This is a genomic window from Nitrosovibrio sp. Nv6, assembly GCF_900110495.1.
Taxonomy (GTDB): domain Bacteria; phylum Pseudomonadota; class Gammaproteobacteria; order Burkholderiales; family Nitrosomonadaceae; genus Nitrosospira.
This window is the reverse complement of record NZ_FODX01000007.1, coordinates 149,988-171,116: the sequence shown is the minus strand read 5'-3', so window position 1 is coordinate 171,116 and position 21,129 is coordinate 149,988. Positions and strand designations below refer to the sequence as shown.

Genomic DNA, 21,129 nt, shown 5'->3' with positions numbered 1-21,129 from the left:
TCCGTTATCGCCCCAGGCATTTACCATACTTTACCGGCCGATTACCACAGCCAATTATCCGCAGAAAGCCTGCTGCTGGAAATGCCTGGGACATATGAACAACAACTGGATTTAAAAACCCTTCGATCGCATGCAGGAGGAATAAGCCGCCTGATATTGCGCATCGTGCGACTTGGTTTCGTTGAGTCCGTAAAGCGTCCCGCCCGCCGCGCCTGTTACTCCACCTATCGCGGCACCCTTTCCCGCGCCTTTTCCGCCCCCTGCAATCGCGCCGCCCGCCGCACCCACGGCTGCGCCGATAGCAGCGCCTAGCGCGGCACTCGTGAGTACTTCCTGGGCTTTGCTATTGACCTGCTCATTCGCGTATCTGTTGCACGCATCCATGACAGATTGAGAAGGATAGGCCGGCTGGGGGGGATATGCAGCTTGGGGAGGAGGTGGAACCGCTGCTGAAGCGCTCCTGTTTGGCTGTGCGGCGCGGACACTCCGGGGACGCTCCTCTGGCGTTTCCTCGATGGGCGAGGTAGATACGGCCTTCTTTTCGTGCTCGGCGCCCGGAATATCCCCGGACTGGGCCGTGGATGACGGCGTGCCTGATTCCTCGGTCTTGGAGTCCGGCCCGGCGACCATCAGCGTTGCCGCCACGGTTGCGCCAACCAGCAGTATTCCAATCGTGGCCAGCTTCCAATAATTAACGGATTCGTTTGACATTGTGTCTCCTTATGAAAAGGTATTGCTTTTTTTGCCGCGCCTTCGACCTATAGCTTTCTACCAACGTCAGTGCGAACCATTGTGCATGCCGTGTTTCCCTTTGCCATTTTTATCGCCTTTGCCGCCTTTGCCGCCTTTACCCTTGATGGCTTTATCCTTATCAGCCTTGTTTCCCCTGTTTTCATGACCTTGATGCTTGCCCTTCCCATGGTTGCGGCCGCCTTCCCCAGCTTCGTGGCCATGCCCGCGGCCGTCATGATTTCTCAGATCGGAACGATCGTCACCCTTGGCTGCCCCGGCGGACCACTGCGCGTTTGTATTCTCGATTCCCCGTTCGCTCATGTGTCCGGATGCCGAACCGCCAGGACTACCATGCTGACCATGACCACCCATGCCTTCATGATGTCCGCCATGTCCGCCATTGCCGCCATCCCCTTCACGGGCAAGTACTGGAGCGCCATACACCAGAAAACCCGCCAGCATTATCACTAAACCTTTGCGCATGTCCGATCTCCTCTTGTGGTTGATGCCTTCCAGACCAGGATGGCTGGATGAAATAGTAATCCCATATTTTTCAGTTACAGATACAAACCTTCCCGCACAGCTCTTCACGCGACACTGTCAATCGCAATCATCGGAAACATATTCACCCATGGGCCGGAATTCTGGCCGTACAGTGTGTACGAAAAACCAGATTCCCTTTTTAGCGCTTTCCAGACAACCAACTGATCCGCCTTTCGGCGGCGCATGGAAGTCCGCCCGTTGATATAGCCCGGCATCTTACACATTTCGATAACAATGACCATTGGACTTAAGTACACCTATTACAGAGCTGGTCACTCTCCCGGTCGACAATCAGTCTGCGCGGATATTTCATAACAAATAATGTGAATGGGGCCATCCAGTTACAAGCGTGCTAGCTGCGAACTATCTAATTCTGAACCACGCGATCCGTAAATTACCATTTTTGTGAAGTTTATGTGAAATTTATGTGAAAAAAAGACAACCGATTCTCCATTGGAGCGTTATATCCATCATGGCGCGATAGAAACTGCTCCTGGTCGATGTCCCCTTGTAACTATGATCATTACTGAAATGGAGACTTTCATGACAAAAATAAAATTTACATGTGTTGCTCTAATCATGCTTGGGTTGGTCCCCGCGAGTTCGGCATGGGCGGGAAAAGGCCACGGGCATCACAAGCACGGTCATCATAACCATGGTCATCATCGTAACCACCATGGCCACGGCCACCATCACCACGGAGGAGGACACGGGGGATATGGACTCGCAATAGGAATGGGGATGGGACTGCTGGGTTACGGTCTGGGCTATCTGAGTAATAGAGCACCTTCCTATCCACCTGCATATGGCTATCCTTCCGCAGGTTATGCGCCGGGTTATGGCTATGCGCCCGTTGCCGTACCTCCTGCGCCGCCGGTTTATATCCAGCAGGGATGGCGATAAAGGAGCTGTTCGTTTTTTTGATTAAAGCGCAACCATTGCTACGGTATGGAGACGTAAATGAAAATCATGAAATTGATGTGCGCCACAGCTCTTATGTTGCTCGGGTCGATTCCGGCAGCTCCGGCATTAGCGGGTGGGGGCCATGGTCACCATGGTCACCACGGCCATCATCATGGCCACCACCACCATCGTGGAGGTTACGGGGGATATGGGTTGGCACTGGGACTGGGATTATTGGGTTACGGCCTGGGCTCGTATAGCAGTCGCGCCCCTTATTATCCTCCTTCCTATGGGTATCCTCCTGTCGGGTACGCGCCCAATTACGGGTATGGACCAGGTTATGGCTATGCGCCTGTTGTTGCGGCTCCCTCCGCGCCGCCCGTATACATCCAGCAGCGGGAGGTCGTGCAAATCCAGCCGCAAGCTCAAGCGGCCAACTATTGGCACTACTGCCGAAGTCCTGAGGGCTATTATCCCTATGTGAAAAAATGTCCTGACGGATGGCTGCGGGTCGCGCCCCAGCCCGGGGAGTAGCGGGATAACCGCCGACATGCGCAAAACACTTACGTTATCCGCTCTGCTGGCGCTATCTTCATTGTGCTCGCTGACTGCGTGCACAAGCATGCCTACAGGACCCAGCATGATGGCTTTGCCAGGTTCCGGCAGAAGCTTCGACCAGTTTCGTTACGACGATCATTACTGCAGGCAATTCGCCCACGAGCAAATCGGTGGCCGGACGCCGGATCAGGCCTCCATATCCAGCGGAATAGGGAGTGCCGCAGTAGGTACAGGGTTGGGCGCGGCAGCAGGCGCGGCTTTAGGAGGCGGGCGCGGCGCAGCTATCGGGGCCGGCGCCGGTCTGTTGGCCGGGAGTCTTGCTGGAATCCGAACTGCCGGCGCGTCGGGATATGCCGGTCAGCAACGTTACGACATGGGCTATACCCAATGCATGTACGGGAAAGGTCACCGCGTTCCGGTACACGGCCAAGTCACGAGCGGCTCTAATATGAACAGTGGCAACCAGTATACAGGTGCTCCTTATCCATCCTATCCACCTGTCCGAAGCGTACGGAGGAGTTCGCTGCCACCTCCGCCGCCACCGCCTCCAGGCATTCCACCCCCACCTCCACCGCAGTAAGCTTAGGGCGTAGTTTCCTCATTACCGCATCGCGAAATACGGTGACGGACATCGGCGTCGGATTTTGTGCCAATGATGTCCGGCGCGCTCCTCAATTTTTCGCCAGCAGTCTGCCGGGAATTTGCTTTAATGAGGTTATGAAATGCCAATTCGCTGCCGGCGCTGCCAGCGCTTTAGGCGCATTCCTTTATTTCTGTTGTGCTTTACCGTCGCAAGCAGCGGAATTCGACGCGTTGCGCCAAAAAATGGTGGAGGAGGTAGTCGCTTCATCCGGTAGTACTCCTCCCGATCCCAGCGTCATGGCAGCAATGGGAAAAGTGGAGCGGCACCGTTTTGTGCCTGGGTGGCTGGCGCCGTTCGCTTATCGCAACCACCCCCTTCCCATAGGGTATGGACAGACCATTTCGCAGCCTCTAATCGTCGCGCGAATGACCGACCTGCTGAACATCAAAGAGGGCGATACCGTACTAGAAATCGGCACCGGTTCAGGTTATCAAGCCGCTGTTCTTGCGGAAATGGCCAAATCCGTTTACAGCATTGAAATTATCGAGCCGCTGGGAAAACAGGCGGCGGAACGGCTCAAATCCCTTGGTTATGAAAATGTAGAAACAAGGGTGGGCGATGGCTACTATGGCTGGCCGGAAGCTGCGCCATTCGACGCCATCATCGTAACGGCTGCCGCAAGCCATGTACCCCCACCTCTGCTCAAGCAGCTGAAACTGGGCGGTCGCATGGTGATTCCGCTTGGCGCAAGTTTCATGACCCAGTATTTGATGCTGGTGGAGAAACAGCAGGACGGCTCGGTGACCACCCGTCAAATTGTGCCAGTGCGGTTCGTTCCGCTCAGCGGTGGACATTGAACTGCGGAACCCGCTATGTCCATACCGCGTCCGCCATTAATCGCCATCGGCCTGCTCTCAGCTTGCGTTCTGGCATATGAAGTACTGCTGACCCGCTTGTTCAGCATTGTGCTGTGGCACCATTTCGCCTACATGATCATCAGTGCGGCAATGCTGGGCTATGGAGCAAGCGGCACGGCGCTGGCATTGCTAAAGGAAAAAATTGCTCCGCGCGTCGGTTGGGTCTACGTCATGGTTGCCATGGCAATGGCGTTTCTCATGCCCGCAGCGTTTCTGCTGGCACAGCAGGTTCCGTTCAATCCGCTGCAGCTCCTGTGGGATCAAACCCAGCTAACCAGACTGCTCGCCATTTATCTGCTGATGATGCTGCCTTTCTTTTGCGGAGGGCTGGGTATTGGCCTCGTCATGTGGCACTTCGGCAGCCAGGCAGGGCGAGTCTATGCATTCGACATACTAGGGGCGGGGATAGGCAGCCTTGGCGTTATCGGCGTGCTTTTTCTCATGCCGCCCCACAATGCGCTCGTCGTCCTCACCGCACTGGCCCTGCTGGCTGCCGCCATTGCCGTCATCGAACTGGGGATGCGGCCAAAATGGCTCGCCGGAATATTTCTTGGGTTGGGTTTGGCGGTATTCGTGGCACTACCCGGCAGTTGGTTGCAAGCACAGCCCTCCCCCTATAAGGATTTGAGCCAAACCCTGAATATTGCCGGGGCACAGGTAGTAGAGGAGCGTTCCAGTCCATTGGGGCAGATCACGGTAGTGGAAAATACCCTGATCCCATTCCGTCATGCGCCAGGGATGAGTCTCAATGCCACGGACGAGCCGCCGCCCCAACTGGCTGTGTTCGTGGACGGAGAAGGACCATTGGTGTTGACAAGGTTCGACGGCAAGTTCGCGCCGCTGGCGTATCTCGACCAGCTTACCTCGGCGCTGCCTTATCACGTGCTGGAAAAGCCCCGGGTGCTGGTGCTGGGCGCAGGAGCAGGCAGCGATGTGCTACAGGCACTTTACCACGGGGCAGCCGCGGTCGATGCGGTGGAGCTCGACCGCAATGTTATCGATCTGGTCCAGCAGCGTTTTCGCGACTTTGGGGGGAGCCTTTATGCACAGCCAGGGGTACGCGTGTTTGCAGCCGAGGCGCGCGGCTTTGTCAATGCCAGCCCGGACCGCTACGATCTTGTCCAGGTGGCGCTGATGGATTCATTTGGCGTCGCTTCGGCAGGGCTATACGGTCTGAGCGAGAGTTATCTCTACACGGTGGAGGCACTCCAGACGTACCTGAGCCGATTGACGCCGGACGGCATGCTGGCCGTTACCCGCTGGCTGACCCTGCCGCCGCGCGACGCACTGAAATTATTTGCTACGGCGGTGTTTGCGTTGGAGCAAAACGGTATCCCCAATCCAGGCGGGCGGCTGGTGATGATACGAGGCTGGAAAACCGTCACGCTGCTAGTAAAGAACAGCGATTTCACCGCTGAGGAAATCGAGGCGATCAAGGAGTTCGGCCGCACGCGTTCTTTTGATGTGGCTTATTATCCCGGGATGCTCCCAGAGGAGGCAAACCGCTACAACCTGCTGGAGCAGCCGTACTTCTTCAAAGGAGCGACTGCGCTGCTGGGTCCACAGCGGGAGGTCTTCATCAACCGCTACAAGTTCTACATCGAGCCTGCGACTGACGATCGGCCTTATTTTTTCCGTTTCTTCAAATGGGCGGCAGCCGCTGAACTGTTCGCCCTGCGCGAGCAGGGAGGTATGCCGCTGCTCGACTGGAGCTATCCGCTGCTGGTGGCGGCACTGGTGCAGGCATTTATTGCCAGCATTGTTCTGATTCTGGCGCCGCTGGCTGCCGCGCGGGCTCGACGTGCGCTGCCCACTGCACCCGTAGCCCTGTACTTTCTCGCTATCGGCTTCGCCTTCATGTTCATGGAAATCGCCTTCATCCAGAAATTTATCCTGTTTCTCGCCCATCCGCTCTATGCCGTAGCGGTTGTGTTGTGCGCATTTCTGGTATTCGCTGCCATGGGGAGCTGGCTTACCGGACGATGGCAAAAGAAAGCAATGGCTAGAGGTAGCAGGCACCTGACCCTGGCGGTAATGACGATGGGTGTGTTATCGCTGCTTTATCTCGCCATCCTGCCGGGCTTGTTCCAGGCGCTCACCCATTTGCCTGATGCGGCAAAAATAGCTGTTTCCGTAGTGCTGATCGCACCACTGGCAGTTTGTATGGGAATGCCCTTTCCTACCGGAACGATGCGGCTCGCCTCAACAGCTCAGGACTCCATTCCCTGGGCGTGGGCAATCAATGGTTTTGCCTCGGTAGTGGGCGCAGTACTCGCCACCTTGCTGGCTATTCACCTGGGTTTTGCCGCGGTGATTCTGCTCGCCGTTCTGATCTATGGGTTGGCCGCCATCGCATTGCGGAGATTCGCGTGAGCGAAGCGGTTTATCCCTTCAAACCTCTCAAGATTTAAAAACGTGTTACAAACGGAAGGAGTAGCACCCGTTATCACTTCGTGTCCGCGTTCAACCAATCACTTATCGCCCAGCTCGAACATTCTGAATAGGGTTCGCCTTTAAGCAATACCCTGTAAACATCAGGCAGGCTTTCCATTACCCATCGCATTTCCAGCTCATCCTGAGTAGTCATTATCGTGGGGCCTACAAACGGCGTTTTGTTTCTGCGTAAATCCATATTGAAACGAGGCTTGTGACGTAAATCAAAAAAACCGAGCATTCGTCTTAAAACTGCTTCATCTTTTAATTGTGCGTCCACATCTATAAAAAATACACGGTCCTGCCACCCGTTCTGGTTGATCAGCTGCATTGCCCGATATTCAATTTCTATCCATTGCAGCAGGTAAAACTGGAATCGGCTTAAAGTGTGCCCCTCATAATACTGAAAAATCTCTTCCTTCCCGGTTAGTGCCCAGCGAAAATAACGCTCGCCCGTGTCACTGGTGTAATCCACAAACGGGATATGCATCCTCCGCGCCAGCTGCTCGCGCAGGAGTTCGCTTTTGGCCACTTTGCCGGGATGACGAACAAGGTGAATAAAACCGGGATTTTTGAGTAACGCGCCGGCGTGACGGTTGAACGCCTTCAGGAAGGCATGATTGGATTCAAAATACACCGGTGCTTTACAGTTTGCGATGAAACGGCATTTACGCTTTAGGACTGGCACTAACACGTTATCGTTACCACGCGTATTCCAATAGATGGGCTTGCCAAACAGAACAGGATTGCCGGGAATGAAATAAGGTTCGTGCGTGCTATAACACTGTTGCACGTTCCTGGCAAAAAAGTCAGCCAGGTAGCTTGTGCCAGAACGGCCGCTCGCCAAGGTAAGAAGCGTTAGTTTGGTGCTGCTGGCAAGACCAGTCATGTTTAAAGGCAATTTGGCCGGAGTGTGCAGATAACGTTAACACATACAGTATTATCACCTCAGCCATGCAAGATGTTCATTAATATCGCTGCTTGTACGAATCGCTTCTGAATTAGCGGACACCTATCGGTTTCAACGAGCGGTCAAAGGAGGTGTTCACGAGCAGCAAATTTTCAGGACGAATTCAGAGATCGGAATGGTTTTCAAGATACAGTTTCCGGAGAACGTTCGTAGGGTAAAAACCAGCAAAAGCTGTTCGCTCTATTTTTTATCTATCTCCTATAAAACGACCGTTTTTACTAAAATCCCCAGGCAATGCAAATTAGCATACAGAAGGGATGGGGAGAGGGTCGTCAGCTGTTCACAGGACTTCTTGTAGAGGTAAATTGTTTGGTTTCACGAAAGAAGAGCGCGATAATGTTACTTCAAGAGGTGTTTTACTCAGTATGCAATTAAGTGGGGGCAAAGAGCTAAGGGAACGATATGGTTGATGACGATAATCAAGATGGAAGCGAACGTAAAATCAGATGCTTTGTAATCATGCCATTTGCGGACGGATTAATGATACCTGGGAAAGTATTCAGGAGGTTTGCGTCAGGGATTGCGAGCTAGAGATTGCACGGGCGGATATTCGAAACCTACGTCCAAAACTACAGGACAATATTTTCCGACATATTGATGAAAGTGACATTACTGTCATAGACGTCAGCGATCTTAATTCAAATGTGCTTTTCGAATTCGGATACGCTGCCGCAAGAGAGAAATACATAGTACCAATCACTAAAGGCGAAATAGAAAGCCTGCCTACCGACCTCAGGTCGTATATTTTTTTGACCTATACGGACGGGTCAGGTGATCAGTTTAAAATTGAGTTGAGAAATCGATTAAGAGAAGAACTCAAACGTATTCGAAGCGATCGTGAAAAACTCCTATTAGAGGAAAAAACTCACATCGTAAAATCGTCCTTCGAGGTTAAGTGTTACGTAAATAGAGATGAAGCAAACTTAAAAACCGTATTCGCTGGCGCAGAAAGAGATATAAAAATCCTCCAAAGTAATTTGACGACGGTGGTCTCCGAGTACGTTGATTCAATCAAAACAGCGTTAGATAAAAAGCCTAGTCTTAGGGTTTCTTTTCTTGCTCTTGATCCGGAAAGCTATTTTGCCGCCGTACGCGCTCGGCAACTGGGTCACGAGGTTTCTGAATTCCGAGACGAGCTTCATTCCGCCCTTTACGAGTTATATAAAACGTTCAGAAATAATGAAACCGTGGAAATACGAGTTTATGATGACTTTCCGACTCAAATCAGCTTTATTGTAGATAATACGATCTACAACGGTGTGGTGAGCAAATATCAGCAGAGCAGAAATAATTGTATTTTTAAGCTAAATGATATTTACCCGACACTGCATACATCGTTCGTCTTGCATTTCACTAGTGTCTGGAGAGATCAGGTTACAACTAGAAAATATTTACCTTTTTCGCGGCGCAATATCCCAAGGTCCGACGATTAACTCGCTTGACAATATTGCTAACGATTAAGCACCTCTACCTCGTTCCCCTTAAATCCCACCGGCGGCACCAACAAATGCCTCCCGTTGTTTCGGGGAGCAGATCGGTTTACTACGATCTCGATCCTTCACTCCATAAACTCTTCTGTCGGTATTGATCTTGTTGGCGCTATATACGCGGCTTCCTCAATGGGCATATCGGGGCGATCCAACTCCATCCACCTCTCGGCTCTCGAACAACCGGTCTACGGTCATGAACGTCAATCATTCCCGCCCCTGAATCCCCGCTTCCCTGAACAACAAAGTACCCGTTCGTAGCGCCAACGAAGATACAAGACTCTAGAAAGCGCGCAACCATGCTTTACCCCGCTAGGATAAGCGCGACAATCGCTCAGAACCGTACAGGCGCTGTGCGCCTGCATGAAGTTTGTCTACACATTTAACGAGTCAAAAGCCATGGGCGGTATTGCTCCAGTTCAAGCTGTCTTTGCCGCCATTCGTTTTCCTGCTGTTGGGTTTTCAGCTGCTGATCAAGCTGCTGCATCCGGCTATTATGGTCGCTTTCCCGCTGTCTGGCCGCCTCATCTATTCTTTGGAACTCTGTTGTTTCGCGTTGTCGCTGCCATTCTTCCCCTATACTCTGATTGCGGTCGTATGCGTCAGCTTGGCCAGTCAGCGCGCATGCGATTAGAGCAGCGAATACAGCTTTCATGGTCTTACCTTTTTAAATCAATGCCGACCTTTTTAGATACCGACTCGCCAGCGTCGTTCAGCTGAGCGTTTGTGTCCTTCCTTGAAATGGAGATTGGAAAATTTTGCGGAAATACGAAAAGGCAAAAACAACACTGATTAGGCACTTTCGCTTATACGCGGCAGTAGGTGCTTTCTCCGAGGGGCTGCCAAAAAAGCGCATACTCACTTTTTTAAAGGTAATTGAGTAAATCCGGTTACAAATTGGTTACAAAAATGAGAAAAAGAAAAAGGGATTACAGGCGTCTGCCCATATTCCCTTATTATTGGTGGGTCGTGACAGGATCGAACTGTCGACCTACGGATTAAGAGTCCGCTGCTCTACCAGCTGAGCTAACGACCCGGATCGGATGAACCGGAATTTTTCAGTTGCCGATCGAGAAGAAAACGCTTTGACCCTGCATTCCCTGCTCGACTTTGAGAGTGTTAATCGTACCACATTCGGGGAAAAATTCGAATGGAACGATGAGATGTGGCGGAAAAGGTATGGTCGAACACAGATAGTCAGAATCATTGCTCCCAATGCCGCTGCCCGGTATTGAACAGTTACTACTACTCTTCGAGATGCTGGTCACCAGGATTAGTCTGACCGCATGCAATCCTCCAGCACGGCACGCATCCGGTGCCAGTGGGAACCCTCCCAGAAAACGCGCCGGCAGACATCGCAGGTACTGAAGTGATCGAAACGCTCGCGCACCGAAGGCGGCAAGCGCGTCAGCACTTGGGCTTTTTCAATCGCCCGTAAAGGTGCATTGCAATTGAGGCATAAGGTGAAAGGCCTCACACTTCGTGCGAGGTCCAGCCGGTCGAATATTTCGCATAACTGTTGCGGCGGCTTCAACGTACGTACGTAGCATCCATGCGTGATCGAGCGGCGCTTGAGCAGTTCCCGGTCGCGGGTAAGAACAATGCGTCCGTCATTCATGACGATAGCCTCGATTTCGCTATCGTGATAGCGGTTATCGTAAAGGGTATCAAAACCTGCCATGCGCAGCAGATGCGCCAACCCGCCAAGATGAGCATCCGCGACAAAGCGCATCACGCGCAAAGGATGCTCGCGCACGCGCAGCAAGGGCGTGATGTCGGCCATCTCGAATTTGGGGAAGACGGCAACGCGGTCGCCGTCTTTCAACAATCGGTCGAATCCTACGGACTCGCCGTTGACTAGTATCAATTCTACTTCGGTGTGCGGTACGCCCAGTGCCTCGATCATGTGCTTGGTCGTTGCTGCTCGCGCGCAAGAACAGGCGAATTCGCGCCTGCGCCTTTCGGGCGCAAGGAAATCGTTGAGCTCCTCGTAGAAGCGGAACGTTGCGGTGACCATGGAGAAAGTATTGCACTTTTCAGCAGGAGATGCTCGGGGTAGCGGCAATCCGGAGGCGCGGAAATTAGGAATGGCGCTGAACTCCGAGGTAACAGAAAATTGGCGGGACGGTCGCCCCGCTCACCCTATGAAATCAATTTAAATTTCATCGGCACCGTCGCCCATTTCTGGGTCGTTTTCTACAACGTGCTTGCATCGATGAGGAGCTTGATTCTCACTACGCGGCGGCCCCATCTGGTCATCAGTGGAACGCGCCAGGAATTTCCGTCCTGATCCTTTTTTGTAGTCATCCCGATTAGACCGTCAACACCCTTTGAGAAAGCGTAAGGAGCAAATAAACTATCCGGACTTGTAGGCAGTTCTTTTTCTGCGCCAGCACCATCTCGTCATCGCTGAGTCCAATTGGTCGCAGACGAGGGTTAGGGAGGCAATTATGAACAAAGGGTTAATATGAATTGCAATTTACGGGCAGGCAACCCTGCAGATGCGGAGATAGGCGGGATGATCTGCTATGAGGCCTTCAAGACGATTTCGGGGCAACACAATTTTCCTCCGGATTTTCCCTCGCCTGAGTTGGCGCGCGACCTCTTTTCCTCGCTGTTGTCCCGTCAAGACGTGTATTCCGTAATCGCCGAGAGTGAGGGGCGAATAGTCGGAAGCAATTTCCTTTGGGAAGATGCAGCCATTGCCGGTGTTGGTCCGCTGACCATCGCGCCTGACGTCCAAAATAGCACGCTTGGCCGGCGCCTGATGGAAAATGTATTGGAGCATGCGCGACAGAAACGGTGCGCTGGCGTACGCCTGGTGCAAGCGGCATATCATAACCGGTCGCTCGCCCTCTATACCAAACTGGGGTTCGACGTACGAGAACCGCTTGTAAACCTGCAAGGACCGGCGCTTCAGCTTGATATACCCGGCTATCCGGTCCGCTTGGCGCATGGCAGCGATATGGAAGCCTGCAATCATCTCTGCCATAAAATCCATGGTCACAATCGAGGTCAAGAGCTGAGCCGCGCTATTGAACAGGGCACCGCGATGGTGGTTGAACATGCCGGACGCATCACCGGCTACGCTACATTAATCGGCTTCATGGGGCATGCTGTGGGAGAAAGCAATGAAGATCTCAAGGCCCTCATCGGTGCCGCGGACGCATTTGCGGGACCCGGATTTCTCCTCCCCTCCCGCAATGGGGAACTGTTCCGCTGGTGTTTGCAGCATGGGCTTCGCGTCGTCCAGCCTGCTACGTTGATGAGCCTTGGTCTTTATAACCAGCCCTCGGGTGCTTTTCTGCCTTCGATTCTCTTTTGAGATAAAGGCGGTAAGGGAGGTAAGGCTGGTCACGGCGATGTGGAAAAGCAAAAGACGGGTGCCTTGTGCCGCCATTCTGATAATGGTCAGAGCCCGCGTTTGGGCCACTGATGTCTCCACCGCACTTGCGGTCAGGTAGCTGACCGGTAGCTCAGCATTTATGACGGGGTGGTGACGCGGCGGTGACCTTCAGTTAGAGCCACAACGGATAGTCCTTTTGAAACATTTGCGTTTACAAAAGGAAGAATTCAGGAAGGCCTTCATTTCTATTCGTATCACAAGGCATTTCTACTAGACCGGCGCTTTTGTCCGGTCTCCTTATTTGACTTTTTAAAACGGAGCAAAAAAAATTAATACCAGCATTAATATTGTGTGAATTTTTTATTCCGACTGGAGTCAAAATTTTTGCGGACGTGCGTTTCTGTTCGCAAGCGATGTTGTTTTGAAGGTGGTGCTGACGCCACTGAGAGAAATACGGTAGTGGTGTCAGCGAGTTCGGTCATTTTCTTGAACGGTTAAATCCTTAAGGAGACAATCATGGAAATGGTAATTCTCGTCGTAGGTATAGGCGCCGTCGCTCTTTGGTTCTTTATGTCAAAGGACGGACGGAAAGAATAATACCGATCTTAAGCCCTGAGTAGATCTGCTGAGAGGTAATATCATCGGACTACAACACGCAGAAACTCAGAATTAACGATTCAATGGGCCGATGCTCTTGTGCTTGTGGTGCATCGGCTTCTTTCTTCGGCGGGATAGCGGTCAATGGCCTTGATTCCAGCCATGACTATTTCCAAAACTTCCCTCTTGCCCGTCTGCAATTGACGACAATTCCAGCGATGGAGGTGATCCGAGAAATACTCGATCCAACCCCGTCAACAAATCCCATCAAGAGTTTGAAACACTGCTATTCACAGCGCCGTTTATGCCAAAGAGCGCAAGGATGCGAAGTACGGCGTTCTATGCCTTTTGTTTAACCTCTCTACGACTCACTTGTCGGAAAGTATTACATATGACGGGCTGGCCAGAATCTTGCAACTAAACGTATCGTATAATCAGCACTATAAAGAGGCGGCACGTATTTTGCTTTGAGTATCCGAGGCGGCAAGGTAAGCAGAGCGGTCTTAGGAGCAAAGCAATCAACGGAGAAACCTGACTGCTCCTTTTCCTCCCGATGTCCCTTTAATGTTGGAACAGCAGCAAGAATTGGCGGACGTGTTCCACAGACTGAAAGAGAAGCAGGACAAACAGAACGTATGAACCTTACTCGATTTCTGGTCACAAATTTTCGCTCTGTCGAGAATAGCGGGTGGGTGGACGTGGATAACGTCACCGCCCTGATCGGCGTGAATGAATCCGGCAAAACCAATCTTCTGATTCCACTTTGGAAGCTGAATCCAGCGGTTGAGGGAGAAATTCAACCCGCCTCTGACTACCCGAAAAAAAATTTTGGCGCGATACGCCAGGCCCCGGGAGACTACTGCTTTATAACAGCGGAGTTCGAGGCCGGAACACTTGCGAGAGAGCTTTCCGACAAAGCGGGAATTTCAGTGGAAGATGCCTCTCTTGTGTCTGTCAAACGGTACTTTAATGGGGAGTTTGCGATTTCTTTCCCCCGGCTCGAAGGGAAGACCGATATTGATGCGGCAGAGGCCAATTCAGAGGTAAAAAAGCGGGTCGCCGCTACCATTGGAAACATTAGCGACCTGGTACTATCTGGGCAAGAAGAAGAGTTGAAACAAAGTGTCATCGCAAAGTTGAATGAAATGGGCGATAACCTCACGGGGCCGCAGCTTTCGGAGGCCGAAGCGTCCCGCTTGAAGAAAGAACTGCAATTTCTCATTCCCGAGCCCGATAGAAGAACTACATCCGTTTATGGCCAAGTAGCCGAGCTGTTGGACGCAATTGAACGGATAACCGCCGAGATTACGAAGCCCTCGCCCGAAAGCATCAGTAATGTAAAGGATATGGTAATCGCTGCGTTGCCGAAATTCGTTTATTACTCTGAATTCGGGAACCTGGATTCTGAAATCTATCTTCCTCACGTTGTACAAAATCTTCAAAGAAACGATCTCGGTTCGAAAGAAGCAGCGAAAGCGCGAACCCTGCGCGTCCTTTTCAAGTTCGTACGGCTCGAGCCGAACGAAATTCTGGAACTGGGCCAGGACCTGAGAGATTCACACAACAACCATCATGAACCCACGCCAGAAGAAATCAGAGAAATTGCGCTGAAAAAAAGGGAGCGTTCGATATTGCTTCAATCCGCGGGCGCCAGCTTGACAGAGAAATTCAGAAACTGGTGGAAACAGGGAGATTACAAATTCCGCTTCGAAGCGGATGGAAGCCATTTCCGGATATGGGTATCAGATGATCGTCGCCCGGAGGAAGTTGAGCTTGAGAGCAGAAGTACCGGCCTGCAGTGGTTCTTGAGCTTTTATCTCGTATTCCTGGTGGAAAGCGAGGGTGAACACCAAAACGCCGTTTTACTGCTGGATGAGCCCGGATTATCATTGCATCCGCTGGCCCAAAAAAACCTGTCGGCCTTCTTTGAAAATCTCGCAAATTTCAATAAAATTCTCTATACAACCCACTCGCCGTTTTTGATCGACGCGGAGCACCTGGAACGTGCGCGTAAGGTGTATGTATCCGAAAACGGTACTACCAGGGCTACGCCGGACCTTCGGCATGTGGAAAAGGATCCTCGGCAAGCAGGCGCTGCATATGTTGTTCACTCTGCGTTAAACCTGAATATCGGCGAGAGCCTGCTGCTGGGCTGCCAGCCAGTTATCGTCCAGGGTCCATCGGATCAATATTATCTCTCGGCTATCAAAACGCTTCTTATTGGTGCAAACAAAATATCGCCAAAGCGTGAATTGGTCTTTCCTCCCTCAGGTGAAAGCAGAACGGCGGAAGTGATCGCGGGTGTCCTTGCGGGACGGGACGAACCGCTGCCCAAAATACTTCTGGGCAGTAATGAGACAGCAAAACAGGTTAGTGAGGAATTGAAATCGGGTCTGTATAACGCCGCGGAAGAGAAGATTCTATCAACGGATACTTATGCCGGCTTTACCGGCTCTGAAGTAGAAGATTTGATACCTGCTTCTTTCTTTGCTCAAGTGATAGACCGTTGGGAAAGAAATACCGAGATACCGTTTGCGGATGTGGTAGCCAGCGGTAAGCCGCTTGTGGGCCAAGTCGAAGCCTGGGCGGAAACCCAGGACGTAGCACTAAGCGACGGGTGGAGAGTTGAAGTTGCGAAGCGGAGTAAGGAACAGGCCCTCAAAAGGGGTGCCAGCGCATTCGACCATGCCACCATCGGGCGATGGGCCAGGCTCTTCCAGGAGCTTATAGCAGTTAGAAACTAGAGATTACGATCGCTTACGCGGAAGTCAGACTACCTCTTCCCGCTCCTTACGGGCCCCGCGCTTCCTTCAATGGGGATTGAAATAGGGAATCCGTTGACCACGACGCCGACAGCGCGGCTGTATAAATATCAGTGTCTGAGTAAACCCGACTTTTCCGGCGGTAAACCGAATTTGCTCAATACTTGCTTCGCGAATATCAATCGTACTTAACTCGACAGCTTGTCCCGATCTTTATTTTTCTGCCAGAGCTTGGCATTTATCAATAAATGCTTGCCGCTCAGCTTCAGTGTCGAAAGTTGGAAGCGCCGCCTGCATTCCTGTGCCAGAACAATTTGTTGCATTTACTTCGGGAGCCCCGCCACCACAACTAGTCAAAACGGCACTAAGGGCAATAATAAACACAGTATATTTAGAATTCATTAAATTTTCCTCTTAAAAAACAGCTACATGCTTGGGATTATTCTTATTGTTATGGGGCTGTTGAGAGGAGTAAATCCCCGCCCACCGATGGCGAATCATGTGCAAGACATTTTTGCGAGATTATTATGCGACGGTTTACCAATAGACAGATCAACCGTATCGGTAGTTATCGTCGCAGTATTTGGCAACACTACTACTTAGAGTTGCATGCCTGCCTTGCTTGAATTGCTTGATACTGATTATTGGTGGGACGAGGAGGATCGAATAAGGCTCAGATACCGCATGGATAGGGGAGCCGTAAGATTTTATGAGAAATATGCCCCCAATTATGCCCCCAGCACATTAGCAATTAAAACTTATCTTATCATGAATCCAGTTTCTCTAACCCCTCGGCCACCATGCGCGATACCGTCCGGACCGATACCTGCAGCTCCCTGGCAATATCTTTGAAAGTTAAATAGCTCGCTTTTAAATCACTCAAGGATGATATTATGCTCAGGTAATTTAACAATAATACCCATTTAGCTGGCTTCCTATTCCAGTTCCTCCGTTGCTTCTAGCTCTTTGCTGGCGGCACGCTGATTAGCTACACGACGTGCTTTAGATGCGGCTCGGGTTACTTTCTTGCGAGCCTCATTAGCTTTATCGCCTTCCATCACTTCACGCTTAATCACTTCGCTAGTTAGCACAGCCTTAATTTGTTCAATATCGATGCGCACATCCGGAGAAACGCGCCGAAGTTCCCGTCGTATAACATCCAGTACAGGATCGGTTTGAAGCATGGCACCAATGAAGAACCGGGACAACGCCTGTTTTTGCGTATGGTACTCCCCAAGAACAGAACGCTGCCAGCCTTCTTTGCACCAGAGGTAGAGGAGTTCCAGGTCATTCACTGAACGCGGGCTCATGACTGAAAAATCAATATCAACTACAAGCTCTTGATCGATCGGTTTTGCAAAAATTAGACGATATACACGCCAACACATGCCGTTAGTCAGCAATACCCAATCTACTCCCTGGTTCGCGGCATAGTCGATAGCTTGTTTTACGTGATTATCTTTCAGATCAATCCCGATTGATTTCACTTCAATAAGTGTCTGTAACGTCCCATCAATCTTAACGGCAAGGTCGCAATAAGTGCCGCGTATAGAGTGTTCCGATGTGACCTCAGTGTATTTGTCATATCCGAATATATCCGCAAGCATGTCTTTGATTATCGTCACGGTATCTGCTTCACCTACATCTCTTGATTTTGCTGTTGCAAGTATAGGCTGGTATCGCTTAAGTCCCGCAATTAGTCGTTCTGCTACCCTCTTTGGAATCGACGCCATTTTCTTCTCCTTTTTGTAGTGCGCAAGTACGGGACCCGCATGGACGTTTCTCTATATCTAGCTGGGCTAGGTTATTGCGTTGGGCAATAAACCCTGAAGCGGGTTGGGGCAAGACAAACCTTCTAAGCTTCTCGGACCTGAGTGTCTTTTTTTGATCGATCCTCTACTGATTTTGGAACAAAAGCCTCCAGCGCTTTGTTTGCTATAACAACCGGCACCGTATCTCTCTTCGTTTGCCCCAAAAGATAATTAGGAAATTTAGTAGTAATATAAGTTTGACGCAGCCATGCCCTGAATAAACCGAGGCAGGAATCTGGATAAGCATAAGCGGGCTGAGGATTGCTTTTCGATTGAGGGTAATATAATGGATATTCATGATCGTACTGCATGCGATCTCCGTGCGCGCTTTCAAGGTCATTTTCTTTCCAATATGAGCTCCAAACCTTGCCTACAGAAATATCAGGGACTACTCTATCGCTAATCATTATTCCTGTTCTGATCATCGGAACAATCATTGATGCTATTTCTCTCCAAACACTGAAAAATCCTAATGGGACCGCATCTAATGTCATATCCACCCGATCATGAAAGTGCTTCCAACTATCAATAATTTTCTGATCGGGAGAGTATCCTACGGCATCGTATATAAATACCCTGAAAAGTAGTTCGAGCCAAGGCTCTAAACGCTCTTATTGCCTCCTCTCTTTTTTCCTCTGCTAAAAACGCGTAATACTCGAGCAGGGCTAAACATACCGGTTCGGTATACGCGTTAACTTTCGATACCATTGTGATCGGATTTTAAATATAGTGAATCTTCAGCGTAGTTTGACTGCAATAACAGATCAGAAATTTGCTTGCCACGAGGCTTTGATTGCTCCTCCTTCCAGTTTATAGCAAGCCTGTTGAGTACTTTCCTATCAATCCCGCACATTCTCGCGAGGCCCCTTTCAGTTAGATAAGGGACGCCATTTTCGAGAACGACCATTTCCACGCCATCGATTTCGATTTGTTTCTCAACATGAAAAAGGGCGCCTTGAGGTGGGGTGGGACTAAATCCCGGTTTTTGGAGTCTACTTCGTGTTTTTATTGAGTTTAAGGGTGGGGCCTGAAGCATTGGGCTGAATAGAATCATTGCCGGTAACGTCTGTATTTTTGCTCATATTTACCCTGATCAAATTTTATTGTTTCTGCACATTCCAGATCATATTTTACGGGCTTTAACCGTCCGGCCTACTGTACCAAGGTACACCTGAGCTTCAGTGTGGGTATTAATAAAACAAGTCAACAAAAACCCGCCGAAGCGGGTTTGTTAGAGCTGAATCCCGGCGATCTATTTAATGAGCAATTCCGTGTTTCACTACACCCTGCGTTTCGCGCATCGTATATTTTGAAACGACCCCGCCTTTATCAAATAACACCACTAATCCGGTTGTGGTCGTATCTGCGCCGGCTGTAAAAAGGCCAACTATCGGGATAAAAGATTGTGGTGTTGGTACTGCCCTGGTGTATTCGTATGTCCAGATTTCGTTACCGCTATCCGTAAAACTAACTTGAGTTGCGTCGCCGTACGCAGCCAATACATCAGCTTTTGTGCTTTTCCCTTCTGTTATTTTCTGAGCCACGGATGATTGCGTCTGACCTTTCATTCGCTCGTTTCCAGCGGTGACACATCCGCTTAGCACCAGGACGGCGCACGCGACGATTAAGATACCTTTCATTGCTTTCCTTATTGTTGAGTTAAAGCGAAATCATATCACTTCTTTTCATGCATCCGCGCAACTATCCTGATCAGTCGCGCCAGCAAGACGGCGAGGGCAACAGTAGCGTAGGTGAGGATGTTTTTCATTTTGCTCGTTCCTTAATCCGCTTCTCCAGCTCGTCGCATGCCCGATTCAGTTCCACTGCCCATGTGTGCGCCTGCAGCGATGGAGTTCCCCTATCTGAGCGGCTGGGGGAGTTTGGGGACCGGCTCGATCGACGTTCTACACAGCTTCCTTAACGTGTACGGTCAAAACTGACACATCGACATTATTTGTCACACTGCCCGTCTCAAAAACCAGTTTAAATTTGGCAGCGCGGCACGTGAAAATCCACCACCATAAATGGAACCCATGGGCTATATACTGGACTTCCTGCCAGGTCAGGGGCACATCAGGGTAAACTCCAAACGCGAGACGCTTTTCCTTGCCGCCAAACCTGTACTTGAATCGCCAGTATTTCGAGCCGTTGGGCATTACTTCAAGTACATTCCCCCACCATCCGCCATTTTGTACGGCTTGGCCCTAGGCTTCGCTTTCCCCGCTGCCATGTCATTTAGTTTCATGGGAAATACCTGTTTGGAGGTATCAAATTCGCATTGAGGGCATTTGAGGGTTAAATTATGCCCCTTTATGCACTGGATTCAATAGAACGGGAATGGATGGGGAAGGACAGATAACCAATGAAAAAGCCCGCTAGATGCGGGCTTTGTGGACTTCTTTGGACTTGCTAGAACATCTAATTGGTGGGACGAGGACAATCACATCATGTCCTGAAAGCCTCGTCTATGCTTGCTGGACTTTTTTTGTATTTTCTATATACCCCCAGAAATACCCCCAATTATTAGCGACTAGGGGCTTAGCCTGATAGGCTAAGTGTATTCTATTAAACCTCCAACGCTCACCAAAATTTCCTGTTCTGCATAAACCGTTGTTCCCGCATTAACAGCTCACTTTCTGATTTACGTCACTTCTAAAGGGGTGCCAAGGTAAAACCGTCCCCATCGATTCTTGCGGTGGCGCTACTGCTTGAAGCAAGAGGACTCATTGCTGGTCTCAACGATATGGCAATAGTGCGTCAGTCGGTCCAGAAATGCAGTGGTAAGATTTCCATTACTGGCAATATTGCCGCTTTTTATCATTTTGACATCTCGGACTTGTGAGTAATTGATATCGTTACTTCGATCGGTGCCCTTTTACGAGTCGGCCAGCCCCACTTACGGGACGCAGTCAAAAGCAACATACTGCCCAATCCAATCACTGTCATTAACTCTGGCTATGGGGACCAATCTTTTAGTCATACCTTTTACCAAAATCTCCATTTGAGGGGGGTCGCAGAAATACCGGGAAGCATCTTCGCCGCTTCATCCAGATTCGTATAAAGGATTCGCTTCTTTACATGTTTCATATCACCTTTAGCATGCCTCAGCGCAATATCCACTAGTTCTCCACTGAAAAAGACACTTAAGATATACTTGTCTACGAGGTACACCGTCCAGTTCTTTCGTTACTGGCAACATTGCCACTCGCTCTTTCCAGTTCTCGATTCGGACCATTCACAGCTCGATGAAACGAGCTATTTTGTTTAACACCAGTTATAGTTCTTTCCCGGTTAACGCGATATTGCGGTTCAGCTTGAATATGAAATTTGGCTTAGTCATTTCTCGTGATATCCAATTTCACTATAAATACTAACTGCTACTGCCCGTTCCACCAACTGTCAGACTGATCATTATCAAACCATTGCTCACCGATATGTATTTGTTTCTCCGCGATAACTATCGTTTATAACCTCATGCACCGCCGTC

General features: G+C 50.5%; 19 protein-coding genes and 1 tRNA gene. 9 read left to right on the top strand and 11 right to left on the bottom strand.

Annotated elements, in window-relative coordinates; all coding sequences use genetic code 11:
- Positions 1-111 precede the first annotated feature (111 nt).
- Positions 112-711: a hypothetical protein gene (locus BMX66_RS13600; RefSeq protein WP_090883078.1), complete on the bottom strand. Its 600-nt coding sequence runs from the start codon at positions 709-711 to the stop codon at positions 112-114.
- 66 nt (positions 712-777) lie between these two features.
- On the bottom strand, positions 778-1,215 hold the full coding sequence (locus tag BMX66_RS13595) for a hypothetical protein (RefSeq protein ID WP_090883076.1): 438 nt from the start codon (positions 1,213-1,215) through the stop codon (positions 778-780).
- A 603-nt stretch (positions 1,216-1,818) separates the two neighbouring features.
- Between BMX66_RS13595 and BMX66_RS13585 the strand changes: the two genes are divergently transcribed.
- The 5 genes from BMX66_RS13585 to BMX66_RS13565 all read left to right on the top strand — a co-directional run bounded on the left by BMX66_RS13585 (position 1,819) and on the right by BMX66_RS13565 (position 6,609).
- Positions 1,819-2,178, top strand: coding sequence for a hypothetical protein (locus tag BMX66_RS13585; RefSeq protein WP_090883072.1), 360 nt, complete (start codon positions 1,819-1,821; stop codon positions 2,176-2,178).
- 57 nt (positions 2,179-2,235) lie between these two features.
- Positions 2,236-2,712, top strand: coding sequence for a hypothetical protein (locus BMX66_RS13580; protein ID WP_090883070.1), 477 nt, complete (start codon positions 2,236-2,238; stop codon positions 2,710-2,712).
- A gap of 16 nt (positions 2,713-2,728) precedes the next feature.
- Entirely contained in the window at positions 2,729-3,316 is a 588-nt protein-coding gene (locus tag BMX66_RS13575) for a YMGG-like glycine zipper-containing protein (RefSeq protein WP_090883068.1), read from the top strand.
- Between the two features lie 137 nt (positions 3,317-3,453).
- Complete coding sequence (locus BMX66_RS13570) at positions 3,454-4,176, top strand: protein-L-isoaspartate(D-aspartate) O-methyltransferase (RefSeq protein ID WP_090883127.1); 723 nt, start codon at positions 3,454-3,456, stop codon at positions 4,174-4,176.
- Between the two features lie 15 nt (positions 4,177-4,191).
- The gene (locus BMX66_RS13565) at positions 4,192-6,609 is read left to right on the top strand and encodes a spermine/spermidine synthase domain-containing protein (protein ID WP_090883066.1); all 2,418 of its coding nucleotides are present in this window, start codon (positions 4,192-4,194) and stop codon (positions 6,607-6,609) included.
- Positions 6,610-6,682: 73 nt separating this feature from the next.
- Here the strand turns inward: BMX66_RS13565 and BMX66_RS13560 are convergent, their stop codons facing one another.
- Positions 6,683-7,558: a hypothetical protein gene (locus BMX66_RS13560; RefSeq protein ID WP_090883064.1), complete on the bottom strand. Its 876-nt coding sequence runs from the start codon at positions 7,556-7,558 to the stop codon at positions 6,683-6,685.
- 527 nt (positions 7,559-8,085) lie between these two features.
- Here BMX66_RS13560 and BMX66_RS13555 point away from each other — a divergent pair.
- Positions 8,086-9,072 (top strand): hypothetical protein, encoded by a 987-nt coding sequence (locus BMX66_RS13555; RefSeq protein ID WP_090883062.1) that lies wholly within the window; start codon positions 8,086-8,088, stop codon positions 9,070-9,072.
- 417 nt (positions 9,073-9,489) lie between these two features.
- A complete protein-coding gene (locus BMX66_RS15440; RefSeq protein ID WP_143058248.1) occupies positions 9,490-9,846 on the top strand; it encodes a hypothetical protein in 357 nt (118 codons plus the stop codon).
- A gap of 240 nt (positions 9,847-10,086) precedes the next feature.
- On the opposite strand, the gene BMX66_RS13545 is transcribed toward BMX66_RS15440, so the two are convergent.
- Together BMX66_RS13545 and BMX66_RS13535 are read right to left on the bottom strand one after the other, a co-directional pair.
- Positions 10,087-10,162, bottom strand: a tRNA-Lys gene (locus BMX66_RS13545).
- Positions 10,163-10,399: 237 nt separating this feature from the next.
- Positions 10,400-11,143: a Mut7-C RNAse domain-containing protein gene (locus BMX66_RS13535; protein WP_090883056.1), complete on the bottom strand. Its 744-nt coding sequence runs from the start codon at positions 11,141-11,143 to the stop codon at positions 10,400-10,402.
- A 501-nt stretch (positions 11,144-11,644) separates the two neighbouring features.
- Here BMX66_RS13535 and BMX66_RS13530 point away from each other — a divergent pair.
- Positions 11,645-12,451 (top strand): GNAT family N-acetyltransferase, encoded by an 807-nt coding sequence (locus BMX66_RS13530; RefSeq protein WP_255398961.1) that lies wholly within the window; start codon positions 11,645-11,647, stop codon positions 12,449-12,451.
- A gap of 1,253 nt (positions 12,452-13,704) precedes the next feature.
- Positions 13,705-15,813: an AAA family ATPase gene (locus BMX66_RS13525; protein WP_090883052.1), complete on the top strand. Its 2,109-nt coding sequence runs from the start codon at positions 13,705-13,707 to the stop codon at positions 15,811-15,813.
- Positions 15,814-16,044: 231 nt separating this feature from the next.
- On the opposite strand, the gene trbK is transcribed toward BMX66_RS13525, so the two are convergent.
- From trbK to BMX66_RS16170, 6 genes are all read right to left on the bottom strand, one after another.
- Positions 16,045-16,233 (bottom strand): entry exclusion lipoprotein TrbK, encoded by a 189-nt coding sequence (gene trbK, locus BMX66_RS13520; RefSeq protein ID WP_090883050.1) that lies wholly within the window; start codon positions 16,231-16,233, stop codon positions 16,045-16,047.
- A gap of 533 nt (positions 16,234-16,766) precedes the next feature.
- Positions 16,767-17,564, bottom strand: coding sequence for a type I restriction enzyme HsdR N-terminal domain-containing protein (locus BMX66_RS13515; protein WP_090883048.1), 798 nt, complete (start codon positions 17,562-17,564; stop codon positions 16,767-16,769).
- Between the two features lie 122 nt (positions 17,565-17,686).
- Positions 17,687-18,136 (bottom strand): hypothetical protein, encoded by a 450-nt coding sequence (locus BMX66_RS13510; protein WP_143058247.1) that lies wholly within the window; start codon positions 18,134-18,136, stop codon positions 17,687-17,689.
- Positions 18,137-18,898: 762 nt separating this feature from the next.
- Positions 18,899-19,282 (bottom strand): hypothetical protein, encoded by a 384-nt coding sequence (locus tag BMX66_RS13500; RefSeq protein WP_090883041.1) that lies wholly within the window; start codon positions 19,280-19,282, stop codon positions 18,899-18,901.
- Between the two features lie 264 nt (positions 19,283-19,546).
- The gene (locus tag BMX66_RS16175; protein ID WP_369826990.1) at positions 19,547-19,798 is read right to left on the bottom strand and encodes an Arm DNA-binding domain-containing protein; all 252 of its coding nucleotides are present in this window, start codon (positions 19,796-19,798) and stop codon (positions 19,547-19,549) included.
- Positions 19,799-20,343: 545 nt separating this feature from the next.
- The gene (locus tag BMX66_RS16170) at positions 20,344-20,463 is read right to left on the bottom strand and encodes an ATP-binding protein (RefSeq protein WP_369826989.1); all 120 of its coding nucleotides are present in this window, start codon (positions 20,461-20,463) and stop codon (positions 20,344-20,346) included.
- Positions 20,464-21,129: the final 666 nt, after the last annotated feature.

Bases quoted from the DNA above. Each gene is read 5' to 3' on its own strand.
- BMX66_RS13600 (WP_090883078.1), bottom strand. From the start codon at position 711: ATGTCAAACGAATCCGTTAATTATTGGAAGCTGGCCACGATTGGAATA.
- BMX66_RS13595 (WP_090883076.1), bottom strand. From the start codon at position 1,215: ATGCGCAAAGGTTTAGTGATAATGCTGGCGGGTTTTCTGGTGTATGGC.
- BMX66_RS13585 (WP_090883072.1), top strand. From the start codon at position 1,819: ATGACAAAAATAAAATTTACATGTGTTGCTCTAATCATGCTTGGGTTG.
- BMX66_RS13580 (WP_090883070.1), top strand. From the start codon at position 2,236: ATGAAAATCATGAAATTGATGTGCGCCACAGCTCTTATGTTGCTCGGG.
- BMX66_RS13575 (WP_090883068.1), top strand. From the start codon at position 2,729: ATGCGCAAAACACTTACGTTATCCGCTCTGCTGGCGCTATCTTCATTG.
- BMX66_RS13570 (WP_090883127.1), top strand. From the start codon at position 3,454: ATGAAATGCCAATTCGCTGCCGGCGCTGCCAGCGCTTTAGGCGCATTC.
- BMX66_RS13565 (WP_090883066.1), top strand. From the start codon at position 4,192: ATGTCCATACCGCGTCCGCCATTAATCGCCATCGGCCTGCTCTCAGCT.
- BMX66_RS13560 (WP_090883064.1), bottom strand. From the start codon at position 7,558: ATGACTGGTCTTGCCAGCAGCACCAAACTAACGCTTCTTACCTTGGCG.
- BMX66_RS13555 (WP_090883062.1), top strand. From the start codon at position 8,086: ATGCTTTGTAATCATGCCATTTGCGGACGGATTAATGATACCTGGGAA.
- BMX66_RS15440 (WP_143058248.1), top strand. From the start codon at position 9,490: ATGAAGTTTGTCTACACATTTAACGAGTCAAAAGCCATGGGCGGTATT.
- BMX66_RS13535 (WP_090883056.1), bottom strand. From the start codon at position 11,143: ATGGTCACCGCAACGTTCCGCTTCTACGAGGAGCTCAACGATTTCCTT.
- BMX66_RS13530 (WP_255398961.1), top strand. From the start codon at position 11,645: ATGATCTGCTATGAGGCCTTCAAGACGATTTCGGGGCAACACAATTTT.
- BMX66_RS13525 (WP_090883052.1), top strand. From the start codon at position 13,705: ATGAACCTTACTCGATTTCTGGTCACAAATTTTCGCTCTGTCGAGAAT.
- trbK (WP_090883050.1), bottom strand. From the start codon at position 16,233: ATGAATTCTAAATATACTGTGTTTATTATTGCCCTTAGTGCCGTTTTG.
- BMX66_RS13515 (WP_090883048.1), bottom strand. From the start codon at position 17,564: ATGGCGTCGATTCCAAAGAGGGTAGCAGAACGACTAATTGCGGGACTT.
- BMX66_RS13510 (WP_143058247.1), bottom strand. From the start codon at position 18,136: ATGACATTAGATGCGGTCCCATTAGGATTTTTCAGTGTTTGGAGAGAA.
- BMX66_RS13500 (WP_090883041.1), bottom strand. From the start codon at position 19,282: ATGAAAGGTATCTTAATCGTCGCGTGCGCCGTCCTGGTGCTAAGCGGA.
- BMX66_RS16175 (WP_369826990.1), bottom strand. From the start codon at position 19,798: ATGCCCAACGGCTCGAAATACTGGCGATTCAAGTACAGGTTTGGCGGC.
- BMX66_RS16170 (WP_369826989.1), bottom strand. From the start codon at position 20,463: ATGATAAAAAGCGGCAATATTGCCAGTAATGGAAATCTTACCACTGCA.